Genomic DNA, 14,755 nt, shown 5'->3' with positions numbered 1-14,755 from the left:
TTCCTCCTAAACTGTTCGTCTAATATTATTTCTCGTTCTTTGGTTGAAGAACTAAGAACATGCTTCGGCCTTCCATCTTCGGTTTTTGTTCTACCGTTGATACTTCAGCACAAGCTTCAGCAAAACGATCTAACACACGTTGACCAATATCTTTGTGTGTAATCGCACGACCTTTGAAACGTAGGCTACATTTTACTTTATCGCCTTTTTCAAGGAATTTAATCGCATTACGTAGCTTCGTTTGGAAATCATGTTCATCGATTGTTGGGCTCAAACGAACCTCTTTCATTACGATGACCTTTTGATTTTTACGAATTTCACGGTCTTTCTTTTGCTGTTCAAACTTAAATTTACCATAGTCCATGATACGAGCGACTGGCGGCTTGGCTTGAGGGGCCACAAGGACAAGATCCAAGTTTACACGAGTGGCGATTTCTAGCGCTTCATTACGTGTCTTTACACCAAGCTGGTCACCATTGTGATCGATTAATCGAAGTTCACGTGCGCGAATGCCTTCGTTTACATACATGTCTTTGCTAATAGTAATCCACCTCCAAGTAGTTGTCGCGAATACATGGTTTGGGCAAAGCCTTGCCCGGTTGAACGGTACATCCTCTTGTCATGTCCATAAAAAAAGGACGGACATTTTTGAAGATGTCCGCCCGCTATATGTGCATGCGCAAGTCTACGCAAAACAATTCAACGTGTCATACCTGTTCACAGCCTTTAAAGCGTTGTATCAGGTGAGAAGCGGGCAGCCTCTACTTCAACCACAAACTTTGTATTCATTAACCTTAATTATATTAGCATGTATATGATAAGCTGTCAAATACTAATTTTCTTATCATACCTAGATTGACCTAATATTAAATAATTTATACAACAGCAAGATTCATTTTATACAAAAAACCTCACTTATGCAAGTGAGATTTTTTATGAAAGATTATTTTGTAATTTCCGCTTTTATAGCTGTTAGGAAATTCTCAAAGCTAATTGTTTCGGAATCTTTAGAGCCATAACGGCGAACATTTACACCATTAGCTTCAACTTCTTTATCACCAATGACAAGCATATACGGAATCTTTTTCATTTGTGCTTCACGGATTTTATAGCCTAATTTCTCTTCACGATCATCCATTTCCACACGTAAGCCCGCAGCTGTTAATTGCTCTTCAATTTGTTTTGCATAATCGAAGTGCGCTTCATTCGATACTGGAATGACTTCTACTTGCACTGGAGCTAACCAAGTTGGGAATGCCCCTTTATATTCTTCAATTAAGAAGGCAACGAAGCGTTCCATTGTTGATACAACACCACGGTGAATAACGACTGGACGATGTGGTTTGCCGTCTTCTCCAACGTAACTTAGGTCGAAACGTTCTGGTAATAAGAAGTCTAGCTGAACTGTTGATAAAGTTTCTTCTTTACCGATCGCTGTTTTTACTTGCACATCCAGTTTTGGGCCATAAAATGCTGCTTCACCTTCTGCCTCGAAGTAATCTAAACCAAGCTCATCCATTGCTTCTTTTAACATGCTTTGTGCTTTTTCCCACATAGCATCGTCATTGAAGTATTTTTCAGTATCTGCAGGGTCGCGATACGATAAACGGAATGAATAATCATTTAAATCGAAATCTTTATAAACCTCTAAGATTAACTGAACGACTTTTTGGAACTCTGCTTTAATTTGATCTGGACGAACAAAGATATGTGCATCATTTAAAGTCATCCCACGTACACGCTGTAGGCCAGAAACGGCTCCCGACATTTCATAGCGGTGCATTGTACCAAGCTCTGCAATACGTAATGGTAAACTACGATAAGAATGCATGCTATTTTTGTAAACCATCATATGGTGAGGACAGTTCATTGGACGCATAATTAATGTCTCGTTGTCCATTTCCATTGGTGGGAAAATAGAATCCTGGTAATGATCCCAGTGACCAGAAGTTTGATAAAGCTCTTTTGAACCTAATACAGGTGTATAAACATGCTTATATCCAAGTGATAATTCTTTATCGACAATATAACGCTCAATAACACGACGAATTGTTGCACCATTTGGTAACCAAAGTGGTAAGCCTTGGCCAACCTTTTGAGAAGTTGTAAATAGCTCTAATTCCTTCCCGATTTTACGGTGATCCCGTTCTTTTGCTTCTTCTAGCATTTGTAGGTGATGTTTTAATTCTTCTTTTTTGAAGAACGCTGTGCCATAAATACGTTGTAGCATTTTGTTATCAGAGTTTCCTCTCCAATAGGCACCTGCTAATGATAACAGCTTGAACTCGCGAAGTTTACCAGTAGATGGTACGTGAATACCACGGCAAAGATCGAAAAACTCCCCTTGATAATAAATGGACACTTGTTCATCTGCAGGGATTGCTTCTAGTAATTCTAATTTATATTCATCGCCAATTTTTTCATACATTGCTTGTGCTTCCGCACGACTTACATTTTTACGTTCTACCTCTAGATTTTCAGCAATAATTTTTTTCATTTCCTTTTCAATTGCTGGTAGATCTTCAGCAGTGATTGGTGTAGGAGAATCAATATCGTAGTAGAATCCACCATCGATAACAGGTCCAATACCCAGTTTTACATCTGGGAATAAACGTTTAATTGCCTGTGCTGTTAAGTGGGCTGTTGAGTGACGTAAAATCTCAAGTGCTTCTGCATCATCTTGTGTGATAATAGCAATTGCAGCATCTTCTTCGATTGGTGTTTTTAAATCTACTAATACACCGTTAATTTTACCTGCGTAAGCTTTTTTTCGTAAGCCAGGGCTGATTGATAAGGCTACGTCATCTGTTGATGTACCTTTTACAAATTCCTTTACAGCGCCATCTGGGAAAGTTAATTTAATCATTTCTGACATATTCGTTGCACTCCTTTGTTTTTGTTGAATACATAATGATTGATGGAATGTTGACTAGTGAATAAAGTGATACGGCTGCTTATATGAGCGCTCTACAACTCGGATTGAGCGAGGTCTTTCCACAAAAATAAAAAAAGCCCCGTCCCTCACGAAAGGGACGAAGCGTATGCTCGTGGTTCCACCCTTCTTCCTTCCGACTTATCAAGTCAGACGAAGCTCAAGGCTAGCTAACGGGCTAGGGACCGGCGAAAGATTATCCCTTTCGCTGCTCAGCAGGTAGTAAATGATGCGTTCATACTAGGAAGCTTTCAGCCTTTGACTTCCCTCTCTAGAAGCTGATACACAAAATTCATGTCCTCATCAATGCATATTGATATTTAGTATATGAGTCAGTATACGCTCGATTGTTGAAAAATGCAACTACCAATGTTACATCCTACGGTTATTGCCACGCATTTCAATTGGCTCTGTTAAGGCTTTTATACGCTCCATTATACGCCCTGCCTTGACAACCTCAATATCACCTTTTTGCGATTGGGCTAAATGGTGCTCTAATTCTCCATAATTAAAATTAGATGTAATAAACGTTGGCAATTGTTCAGCCATCCGATAATGGAAAATAGTCCCTAAAATTTCATCTCGTGTCCAGGCGGTCATTGTTTCTGCCCCTAAATCATCGAGCATTAAAACAGGTGCCTTTTTAATATAGTCTATTTTTTCATTCAATGTATTATCGCCAATAGCATTTTTCATTTCCCGTAAAAATTCTGGCACGAAGACAACAACTGAACGTATTTTAATAGACGCTAATTCATTGGCAAGAGCACCAAGCACAAAAGATTTCCCTACACCGAATTTACCGTATAAGTAAAAACCTTTTGATGGTAAATGACCCGATTCTTTTGTCGCTTTTACAAATTGTGCTGCTTTTTGGGCAATCATCACTCGAGACTCATCATCAATACTTAAATCTTGAATAGTTGCTTGAAGCACATCTTTTGGCATATGCATACTGGCAATCATATTCGCGACATCCCGACGCTCTTCTTCTCTGATTTTTTGCTCACAGCGTACATAATCAATTTCAACGGTATTCCGAACTACCCTTAAAGTAGGAATGAAGCCTTTTAAATAGTTTGTACAATGTTCTGTGTTATCACAACCACAGCATTCCGTAGATTGACTAATAAATTCATGGAGCTTAGGTAAATTTCGTTCGATATTATCATAGCTTAATTCATCTGCATGACGTGCTATAAATTCTTGTACTCGTGGGTTTTCTAAAATTTCACGTCGCATGGCTTCATAGCGTTCTTGAAACGAAGGTACATTAATAGCTCGTTTTAATGGTCCATTTATAGGTTCGATTGTTGCTCACCTTCTTTACTATTCACTTTTCCCTAGCATTTCTAAGATTTTTTGACGTTCTTTTTCAAAATCTATCGTGCTAGAAGTACTTTCCTCTTGTTTCTCATCACGTTTATAAAACCACTCAGGGACTTTTTCTTCTCGTTGATGTCCTGAACGTCCCTTAACTCGCTGACTCGTTTTAGTGGTTGTTTGAGGTTTGTTTTTCCAAGTTGTATATTTATCATGCTCCTGGCGTGCAAGCTCCATTGCTTCTTTAGCCGTTTGAATATTTTTACGAACCCAATGATCCGCAATTGTTTCCACATATTTTTTAGGTAACTTCATATCCGTTGTTAACATAACATACTCAAGTAACGCATTGACTACCCCAATCGGCATGCCGTGCTGCACAATTAAACTTTCTGCAAGTTGTACAGAGGTTTGCAAAGGTTCTTTCCCATTATTAATGTCACGCAACACTTGAATAGGAGCCGTAGTCTCTAAATAGTGTTGTAGCTCTTGATCCTTCGATTTTTGTCCGGTTTCTTCTACTGGCAACGGCTCGCTAACTCTCGCTATTTTTGGTGGCTCTTTTGACATCGTTAACTTGTAGAAATCAGCAGCTGCCTTGCGTAAGCGCTCTTGTGAAATCCCTAAATCATCGTCTAAAGCAAGAATCACTACTTTTTGCATATCAAGTGCTGTTAAATGATATAAAAATGCCAGCTTCGCAATAGCCTCACGAACTTCTAATGTCAGTAAATTGGATGGCACCAATTGCTCGGATAAACCAGCTTGTAACAGATCGAAGTCAAATTGCTCCAAATAAAAGGGATACACCCTTTGTTGTTTATCCTGACGATTCGTATCCCCTTGTAAATCTGATGGAATATTGGAATGAACGGGCTTATAGACATCTATAAAAGCACGAGATACATCCTTAAAATCCGCGTCCCTCACAGGGGATATAAAACGTTGCCGTAAATTACGATATGCCTGCTCTCCAATTTTGCTAAATAAAAACATCGACAACAACGGGTCTTTCATAAAGCTTTCCGCATCTAATGGGCGCTGTAGCTCATATAAAAAACTTCGCTCACCAGCATTTTCTTTTTTCCATGTACGTAGTAAACCAATCGCTTCAAGGGCTATACGTGCCTCAAACACTTTACCAATAGGCAGACCAAGCACATTCATTAAATAATAATGTGTCATTTGCTGCTTTGGTATATGCTCTGCTTCTGCCCATAAAGTTAAATAAAAGCTAATAGGGTCAGAGCCCGTTAACGGTTGATAGAATAATGTTACTAATTGACGCTCTTGAGTAGAAAATGCATGAGGTAGACGAATGTCAAAAGGATCGCCAGGCTGCAATTCCTTATATAAATGATTCAACGTCATTCATCCTCTCTATTTTCTATGATTTCTGCTCCGTTTGACGTTGAATAATATCTTTAATCTCCTCGATAAAGACATTGATATCTTTAAACTGTCGGTAGACCGATGCAAAACGGACATAAGCCACCTCATCAATTTTGGCTAAGCGATCCATTACCAATTCACCGACATCTTCTGAGCGTACCTCTGAATTTCCAATACGACGAAGATCTTTTTCAATTGATAGGACAAGTTGCTCCAGTATATCAAGCGCAACTGGGCGTTTCTCACAGGCACGAATAAGTCCACGAAGTACCTTTTCACGGCTAAATTCCTCTCGTGAACCTTCTTTTTTCACTACAACTAATGGGGTCTCTTCAATTTTTTCAAACGTTGTAAAACGGAATCCACATGACTCACATTCACGACGTCTACGAATTTCTTTATTATCATCTACTGGCCTCGAATCCACAACACGCGTTCCGTTAAATTGGCAAGATGGACATCTCATATAATTACTCTCCTGGTTTACAACAATTTAATATTTCTATTATAACAAATTTCCTACATATAAGAAAAGTGCATTCACGTAGTGAGCTCATGATAAACCTAAAGCACCTAAAGTACAAGGAAAGTTTAAAAAAAAAGCACATTGAAACCAGTTAGATTTCAATGTGCTCAAAATGAAAATATTATGCGTTTACCGTTTCTAATGCATTAGCCACTTTTTTCACTAGGTCAACAACGCGTGCAGAGTAACCCCACTCATTATCATACCAAGCAAGTACTTTCACTTTACGGTTACCTAATACCATTGTGGAAAGTCCATCGACTGTTGATGAGTAAGTAGTTGTGTTGTAATCAGAAGATACTAGTGGTTCAACTGAGAAATTTAAAATGCCTTTCATTGGACCTTCTGTTGCAGCTTTTACGAATGCTGCATTAACAGCATCAACTGTTACATCTGTATTTAAATCTACCACAAGGTCAACTAAAGAAACATTGGGTGTTGGAACGCGAAGTGCCATACCATGAATTTTACCTTCTAACTCAGGTAGAACTAATTTTAATGCTTTGGCAGCGCCTGTAGATGTAGGGATAATGGATTGTGCACACCCACGTGCACGACGTAAATCTTTATGTGGATTATCTAAGTTCTTTTGATCGTTTGTATAAGCATGAACAGTCGTCATTAAACCATTTTCAATACCAAATGTATCATTTAATACTTTTGCTACTGGTGCTAAGCAGTTTGTTGTACAAGAAGCGTTTGAAATTACATCATGTTTAGCAATATCAAGTTTGTCATCATTAACACCTAAAACAATTGTTACATCTTCGTTTTTACCAGGTGCTGTTAAGATAACTTTTTTCGCACCCGCTTCTAAGTGCATTGCTGCTTTATCACGTTCATTAAATTTACCTGTAGCTTCAATAACGATATCAACACCCATTGTAGCCCAAGGTAATTTTAATGGATCGCGTTCGCTAATAATTTGAACACGTTTGCCATTTACAACTAAAGCATCGCCTGCTGGTTCTACTGTACCCTCAAATGTTCCGTGATTTGTGTCATACTTAATCAAATGTGCTAACGTTTCTGCTGGATAGCTAGCGTTAATAGCAACAATATTTAAATTTTCTTGTACGATCGCTTGGCGGAAAACCATACGTCCGATACGTCCGAAACCATTAATAGCAATTGATACTGTCATTTAAAAATCCTCCTGTGAGTACATACTCAGATTAATTATATACTTTATGGTGATTAGTATAACACAATTTTAAAAAAGATGAACATTATATACTAATATTATTAAAGTTCTTATTTTCTGAAAAATTATCTTTTATTATGGCATTCGCCCATAAAAAAATGTGTAGCAAGATTTACTTGCTACACATTTTTAGTTTGAAACACTTTAAATTACACCCCAGAAAGCTAGAATTTTTTTTAATTGTTCCTCTGTATTTTCCAAATTCTCATTATTATAAATAACTGCATGGGCTCCCTTTTCTTTGACAGACATAGGTAACTGTGAGTGCATGCGCGCTAAGGCATCCTCTTCTGATAAATGATTGCGTTCCATTAAACGTCGAAGCTGAACCTCTTCACTTACTGACACTACAATGATACGCTCTACAAAATGCTGAAGCTTACTTTCAAATAACAGAGGAATATCCATAACAACATGCTCGTGACCGCCCTCTAAATAGGCATCACGTTGTCGTAGCATTTCCTTTCTAATGGCCGGATGCATAATATCATTTAAAATTTTGCGTTTGGCAGGCTCATGAAAAATAATGTCTCCGAGCATTGTCCGATTTAAATTGCCATTCTCTAGTAAAATATCTTGGCCGAAGTTTTCTGCAATAAATGCCAATGTCTCCGTTCCTGGCTCGACGACATCTCGCGCTACAATATCTGCATCAACAATCGGTAACCCTAGTTCGAGCATCATTTTTGCTACTGTACTTTTTCCGCTTGCAATACTTCCTGTAAGTCCGATAATCATTGTTAAATCCCCTTTAATGTTGACAATTTGGGCAAAAAACCGATGTACGCCCACCAATCGTCATTTGACTTGTTGCCGTTTCGCATGCTGGGCATAACTTTTTCCCATACATTCTCAAACGATTCTGCATGCTCCCAGCTTCCCCATTAATATTTCGATAATCAGAGATGGTTGAACCACCTGCTTCAATACTTTGACGCAAAACAGCAACGATCTCCTCAAATAATGCTCGTTTACGCTGCTCACTTATACGGTTCATTTTTCGAGCAGGATGAATTTTCTGAGCAAACAACGCCTCTGTTGCATAAATATTGCCACAGCCCGAAATGACTTGCCCATCCATAATCACTTCTTTTACGGCCTTATTCTCATATTTTGGTAATTTTGATTTCGTTATAAAAAAATCACACGCTAATTCATCAAACGGCTCTGGTGCCATTTTTGTTAAAGGTACATGATCTTCAATTTTTGCCAGAAATCGTAGTTCACCAAAGCGTCGTATATCTGAATAAATTAAGTAACCACCATCAGCCATCTTAAATGTAGCATGTATATGCTTTTGGAATTTTGCTTCATCGATGTCTTCTGGTGAATTCACAACAAACCATGCACCTGTCATTCCTAAGTGACTAACAAGAACATAGGGGACCTCATCTTTCAATAAGTGAAAGAAAATATATTTCGCACGTCGTTCAATTTTTGTAATCGTCATTTCAGACAACGTTAATTCAAATGCATCAGGCTCTGCTTGTTTAACGATACATTGTTTCCCCTCACTAAAAGAAAAGTGTACCCTTTCAGATAGCTGAACATGTTGAATTGTACGTCCTTCAACCTTTGGCTTCAATGCCTGGACGACACCTTCTACCTCTGGTAATTCAGGCATTTGAACCCCTCCTTATTTTGCTTCATACCATGTCGAACCATGGTTAAAATCTACTTTTAGCGGTACGGAAAGCTCAATTGCATTTTCCATTACCTCTGGCACAATTTTTTCTAGCAACGCAATCTCTTCCTTAGGTGCTTCAAAGATTAACTCATCATGCACTTGTAAAAGTAGCTTTGCCTGCATATTTTCTTTTTTTAATCGAGCATCCATATCAATCATCGCTTTTTTAATAATATCCGCGGCACTTCCCTGAATCGGGGTATTCATCGCCGTACGCTCAGCAAAGCTTCTTAAATTAAAGTTCGAACTTGTAATATCCGGTAAATAACGACGTCTATTTAAAATTGTTGTGACATAGCCATTGAACTTCGCATTTTGTACAATATCATCCATATACTGTTTAACACCTGGGAAACTAGCGAAATATTTCTCAATAAAAGTTGCCGCTTCCTTACGGGTAATATCTAAATTTTGTGATAGACCATAATCACTGATACCATAAACAATCCCAAAGTTAACAGCCTTCGCTGCACGACGCATATTACTATCAACTTCATCTTCGGATACATGGAATACATCCATCGCTGTTCGTGTATGAACGTCCATCCCTTCACGGAAGGCCTCTACAAGATTTTTATCTTCCGACATATGTGCAAGTACGCGTAATTCGATTTGCGAATAGTCCGCAGAAAACAGTATCCAATCCTCTTTTGACGGGACAAATGCTTGACGGATTTTACGTCCCTCTTCTAAACGGATAGGGATGTTTTGTAAATTTGGATCTGTTGAGCTTAGTCGTCCTGTAGCGGTTAAAGCTTGTTGGAAACGAGTATGCACCTTGCTATCCTTTTCATGGATTTCCTTTAGCAATCCTTCAATATAAGTAGACTGTAATTTACCAAGCTGACGATATAACAGAATATATTCAATAATGGCATGCTCTGATTTTAACTTTTCTAATACATCAGCAGCCGTAGAATAGCCCGTCTTCGTTTTTTTAATAACAGGTAAACCTAATTTATCGAATAAAATAACACCTAATTGTTTTGGTGAATTAATATTAAACGTTTCTCCTGCCTCCGCATAAATCTCTTGTTCAAGCACGACGAGCTTTTCATTAAGCTCTTGACCCATTTTTACTAGCGTAGCACGGTTAACGGTAACCCCTTCACTTTCCATCTCACCTAAAATGGCGGCCAATGGCAATTCCAAGTCTTTATAAAGATCAAATTGTTCATTTTCCTTTAATAATGCTTCTAGCTTCGGCTGTAATGACCAGACAGCATAAGCTTTTCGGCTAACATGCTGTGCAAGCTTATCTATTTCAGGTATAGCACGTTTTGCTCCCTTGCCATAAACCGTTTCATCTGCTTGTACATCATAATACCCAAGCTCCCTTGCAAGAGTGGCAACATCATCCCCACTAAGTCCAGGATTATTAATATACGAAGCAAGCACTAAATCAAAATCAACACCAGCTAATTGAATACCCGCTCGTTTTAATGCTGCTTGAGACGCTTTGGAATCAGACATATATTTTATTTTTGAGGAATCCTCTAACCAGCGACGTAGTGTATCTGATTTTGCCACAATGTCAAAAGGAATGTATTGAGTCTTTGTTCCATCAGATAAGGCCATGCCTAGTAGGGCACAAGTGTGGTAATGTTCATTCTCTAGCTCAACATGCACAGCCATCACATCTTGTAAGTCTTCTTGTTGTACTTCTTGAACTTGTTCAAAATCAAAAGGTGCTTGCTCTTGCTCTTGCACAGTAAAATCACTTTTCTCGAGCAGTGATTTAAAGCCGAGCTCACGCCACACATTGATTAATTCTTCTTCATTCGGTCCATGGTACGCTAGATCAGTTAGTGAAATGGTAATTGGGGCGTCTGTAAAAATCGTTGCCAGCTTCTTACTCATCTTGGCCTGCTCTTCATTGGCTACCAGCTTTTCTTTCATTTTAGAAGCTTTCAATGTATCCATCGCCTCGTAAAGTGCCTCAACGGAGCCATGCTCTTTTAATAATTTGACAGCAGTCTTTTCACCAACACCTGGCACACCAGGAATATTATCTGAAGAATCACCCATTAAGCCTTTCATATCAATAATTTGTAGGGGCGTTAAACCGTACTTTTCTGCAATAAAGGCTGGAGTGTTTCTCTCAATTTCCGTAATCCCTTTTTTCGTAATATAAACCGTTACTTGCTCTGTCGCAAGCTGCGTTAAATCACGGTCTCCAGATACGATGATAACATCCATATCCTGTGATGAAGCCTCTTTTGCCAGCGTCCCGATAATATCATCCGCTTCATATAGGTCTTGTTCATATTGCTTAATTCCATAAGCATCAATTAGCTTGCGTATATAAGGGAATTGCTCCGATAATTCTGGTGGCGTTTTTTGTCGTCCACCTTTATATTCTGTAAAGGTTTCATGGCGGAATGTTGTTTTTCCAGCATCAAAAGCCACTAAAATTTGTGTTGGTTGCTCTTCCTCTAATATTCTTTGTAGCATTGTTGTAAAGCCGTATACAGCATTAGTATGAATACCACTATCATTCGTCAACAATGGCAACGCAAAAAACGCGCGATATGCTAAACTATTACCGTCCAATAATAGTAATTTTTCCTTTGTCATAATATTATCCTCCTGCGTTGTCTTCTACTTCTACTTTATCATAACAATACATTTCAAGTAAAAAAAGCAGACGGGTCATCCCCAAGATTATCCGCTACTTTTGATTCGCTATCCGTCACATTTCTGGTTTTATCTACTACATTTGGATTGCTATCCGCCACTTTCGTAGTTTTATCCATCACTTTTAGCTCGCTATCTGCGACTTCATGCTTTATCCATCACTTTTGGCTCGCTATCCGTCACTTTAAACATGCTATCCATCACTCCGGCATTTCAACCTATAGCGAAAAGCCAATCGCAAAGGGCTTTTTTAATAAATATCAATATTCGAAGCGAATCTGAATCTTTTATTGTGAAAATCAATAGCTGGATAAAAATAATATTGCTTCATTCAATGTAATGGTACCTTGTTTGACCTCAATTTAACATGGTAGATGATTCTTCGTATTCAGTGCATAAAAACAATAAAAAAACTCCCATTCGCGGAGAAAACTCCAGTGAATGAAAGTTCTATCATAGATATTATTGATTGGCTGTTCGGTGAAAAATTTCTTCATATATGATTGTTAAGATAAACGCATTCATAAAGCCAAATACTAAAAATAATGGCATTCCACCCAGTTGTGGCTGTGTTAACTCTTTACTAAATACCATCACAACACTAATTTGTGCTAAAAAGAAAATGAAGCCAATACCGACTTGCCAAATAGGACGCTTAATCTTTCGTTTTTCATACCAAAACAACTTTTTAAACAGATTTCTTACATCATTTGCAATAATAATACTCACTAAAAAGATACTTACAAAAAATACAGGTATATGATAAACACTCTTTGTCATCCACGCAAAATCAGACAGGCGGAAGAAAAGAGTCAATAACGATGCTATACTACAAGCAATTCCTACATTTTGGAGCCATGTGCTAATTCGTAATTTCACAGCTATTACCCCCAACAGTTCTTTTTTAAACATTATCATTCTATCAAATTTTAGGCGGTTGGGGAATAGAAATTTGTAAGTTTCTATTATTTTCACAATATAACATTTCAATTGTAGGGATATTTATAATTTTCATAGTAACAAAAAAGTCGCCTTCCTAATAGGAGAGACGACTTTTTTATCAATTATTTTATATAACCAGATAAAATTTTCGCATATGGTGATGATGCTGGCAAAATAATGACCGTATCCTCTCCAACTGTTTTCTTATAGGATTCTAGCGTACGGTATAAAGAGTAAAATTCAGGATCTTGAGAGAATGATTTATTGTATATTTTCGCAGCCTCTGCTTCTCCCTCAGCTTGAATAATGGAAGCCTGCTTATTCGCTGTAGCTAACATTTCCTGCACCTGTTGATCCGTTTGGGCTTCAATACGTCGTTTATCTGCATCCCCTTCTGAAAGATATAATTGAGCCGTTGATTCACGCTCTGAAATCATACGGGTAAATACAGACTGTTCATTTTCAGCAGGTAAATCTGTACGACGAATACGTACGTCCACTACTTCTACACCATACTTGTCATTTTGTAACAATTCATTAACTCGCTCTGTTACACGATCGTTGATGCTTCCTCGTGATGAATTTTCATCATTAATAATTTCATCGTATCTTAGTTGGCCAAGCTCTGTTCTTATGACGGAGTAAATAAACTCCTCCATTCGAGTCTCTGCCTTACTAAGTGTACCAGCATTCGATATTAAAGCTTTTGGATCCGTAATACGCCACACAGCATAGTTATCGATGATAATTCGTTTTTTATCCTTTGTATTAATTTCTTCTTCTGAAATATTGTAGGTCATCTGATTTTTTGGTAATCGTGTAACACTTTGAATAAAAGGTATTTTCATTTTTAAGCCTGGATCCCGTTCAAATTTCACTACCTCTCCAAACTGGCGAACCACCGCGTATTCAGATTCCTTTACAATATAAACATTCGCAAAAATAATGATGGCTGCTGCAAAAACAATTGTTAATGTAATGGCAATAGACAGATATTTTTTAGGGTTGAGCGGGCCTTTTTTCTCCATTTTCACAACATTGTCTCCCGAGTTATTGTCTGTTGGAGCCGCTTTTTTGCTTTTTCCTGATAAAAAATTGAGGAATTTGTCAAGGTCCTTATTTTTTTGGTCCATTAATTACTGCTCCCTTCTTTTTTATCTGTTTGTGCCTGCTGCGGCTGTAATGGCTGTATTGGTAAGTACTTCATCGTGCTGCCATCATCATTCATAATGTATATTTGCGCCTTCGGTAAGACGTTTTCAAGTGTTTCTAAAATTAATCGTTCTCGTGTAATTTGTTGATTCCCTTTATATTGCTCATACATCTTATTAAAGACAGCTACATCACCTTGAGCTTGCTCGATACGTGCTGTTTTTGCACCTTGAGCCTTGGAAATAATTGCATCTTTTTCACCCTCAGCTTCACTTTTACGCTGATTCATATATTTTTGTGCCTCATTAGTTTTTGTATTCTTTGTTTCACGTGCATCCGTTACTGCTGTGAAGGCAGCACGCACTTCCTTGTTCGGTAATTCAACGTCTTGTAACTTCACGCCTAATACGCCAATACCAATATCATATTTTTCGATTAAGGAGACTAGTAAATCACGTGTTTTTGCTTCAATTTCAGCTTTTCCATCTGTTAATGCTGCATCAATGGTAGAGCTACCAATAATTGAACGAATGGCGCTTGATGTGGCGCTATGTAAAATTTCTTCGGGGCTTTGTGCGTTAAATAAAAATTTACGAGGGTCGGTAATTTTCCATTGTACAACAAGATCAGTTAGTACAATATATTCATCTCCTGTAATCATCTTTGTCTCAGCATCATAGGCTTCTAAATCTCCTGCCTTATTTTGCTTATAGCCAAACTGTAAACTGAACGTTTCTTTCGATAAAATTTCAACTGATTGAACTGGCCAAGGTAATTTAAAATGAAGTCCTGGGTTTGTAACCATTTCATCGGCACGGCCAAATGTAATGACAACCGCTTGTTCTGATTCATCTACTGTGTACCAAGATGTAAATACGGTAATAAGTGCAATAACTCCAAAAATCCCAAGTCCAACCATCATTAGTGTCCTTTTCACACTCATGTCTGTTCCTCCCTTTT

General features: G+C 38.0%; 13 protein-coding genes. All 13 read right to left on the bottom strand.

The window, feature by feature from the left end; genetic code table 11:
• Positions 1–25: 25 nt before the first annotated feature.
• Positions 26–529, bottom strand: a complete 504-nt coding sequence (infC, locus tag B3D94_RS08335; protein ID WP_024363824.1) for a translation initiation factor IF-3 — start codon at positions 527–529, stop codon at positions 26–28.
• 414 nt (positions 530–943) lie between these two features.
• Positions 944–2,875 (bottom strand): threonine--tRNA ligase, encoded by a 1,932-nt coding sequence (gene thrS, locus B3D94_RS08330; protein WP_069482302.1) that lies wholly within the window; start codon positions 2,873–2,875, stop codon positions 944–946.
• A 429-nt stretch (positions 2,876–3,304) separates the two neighbouring features.
• Complete coding sequence (gene dnaI, locus B3D94_RS08325) at positions 3,305–4,234, bottom strand: primosomal protein DnaI (protein WP_291757313.1); 930 nt, start codon at positions 4,232–4,234, stop codon at positions 3,305–3,307.
• A 27-nt stretch (positions 4,235–4,261) separates the two neighbouring features.
• The gene (locus B3D94_RS08320) at positions 4,262–5,626 is read right to left on the bottom strand and encodes a replication initiation and membrane attachment family protein (protein WP_069482304.1); all 1,365 of its coding nucleotides are present in this window, start codon (positions 5,624–5,626) and stop codon (positions 4,262–4,264) included.
• A gap of 16 nt (positions 5,627–5,642) precedes the next feature.
• On the bottom strand, positions 5,643–6,113 hold the full coding sequence (nrdR, locus tag B3D94_RS08315) for a transcriptional regulator NrdR (protein ID WP_008176873.1): 471 nt from the start codon (positions 6,111–6,113) through the stop codon (positions 5,643–5,645).
• Positions 6,114–6,294: 181 nt separating this feature from the next.
• Positions 6,295–7,317, bottom strand: coding sequence for a glyceraldehyde-3-phosphate dehydrogenase (locus B3D94_RS08310; RefSeq protein WP_008176871.1), 1,023 nt, complete (start codon positions 7,315–7,317; stop codon positions 6,295–6,297).
• A 204-nt stretch (positions 7,318–7,521) separates the two neighbouring features.
• On the bottom strand, positions 7,522–8,115 hold the full coding sequence (gene coaE / locus B3D94_RS08305; RefSeq protein WP_069482305.1) for a dephospho-CoA kinase: 594 nt from the start codon (positions 8,113–8,115) through the stop codon (positions 7,522–7,524).
• 13 nt (positions 8,116–8,128) lie between these two features.
• The gene (mutM, locus tag B3D94_RS08300; RefSeq protein ID WP_069482306.1) at positions 8,129–9,001 is read right to left on the bottom strand and encodes a bifunctional DNA-formamidopyrimidine glycosylase/DNA-(apurinic or apyrimidinic site) lyase; all 873 of its coding nucleotides are present in this window, start codon (positions 8,999–9,001) and stop codon (positions 8,129–8,131) included.
• A gap of 12 nt (positions 9,002–9,013) precedes the next feature.
• A complete protein-coding gene (polA, locus tag B3D94_RS08295) occupies positions 9,014–11,641 on the bottom strand; it encodes a DNA polymerase I (RefSeq protein ID WP_069482307.1) in 2,628 nt (875 codons plus the stop codon).
• Between the two features lie 53 nt (positions 11,642–11,694).
• The gene (locus B3D94_RS08290; RefSeq protein ID WP_269781048.1) at positions 11,695–11,820 is read right to left on the bottom strand and encodes a hypothetical protein; all 126 of its coding nucleotides are present in this window, start codon (positions 11,818–11,820) and stop codon (positions 11,695–11,697) included.
• Positions 11,821–12,163: 343 nt separating this feature from the next.
• Positions 12,164–12,580 (bottom strand): DNA polymerase I, encoded by a 417-nt coding sequence (locus B3D94_RS08285; protein ID WP_254664320.1) that lies wholly within the window; start codon positions 12,578–12,580, stop codon positions 12,164–12,166.
• Between the two features lie 185 nt (positions 12,581–12,765).
• Positions 12,766–13,776 (bottom strand): protease modulator HflC, encoded by a 1,011-nt coding sequence (gene hflC / locus B3D94_RS08280; protein WP_069482309.1) that lies wholly within the window; start codon positions 13,774–13,776, stop codon positions 12,766–12,768.
• The gene (hflK, locus tag B3D94_RS08275; protein WP_069482310.1) at positions 13,776–14,738 is read right to left on the bottom strand and encodes an FtsH protease activity modulator HflK; all 963 of its coding nucleotides are present in this window, start codon (positions 14,736–14,738) and stop codon (positions 13,776–13,778) included. Before hflK ends, hflC begins: the two co-directional genes overlap by 1 nt.
• Positions 14,739–14,755 lie beyond the last annotated feature (17 nt).

The organism is Lysinibacillus sp. UBA5990 (genome assembly GCF_002429815.1).
Taxonomy (GTDB): domain Bacteria; phylum Bacillota; class Bacilli; order Bacillales_A; family Planococcaceae; genus Lysinibacillus; species Lysinibacillus fusiformis.
Note: the sequence above shows the minus strand (reverse complement) of the source record. Positions and strands in the feature narration are given on the sequence as shown.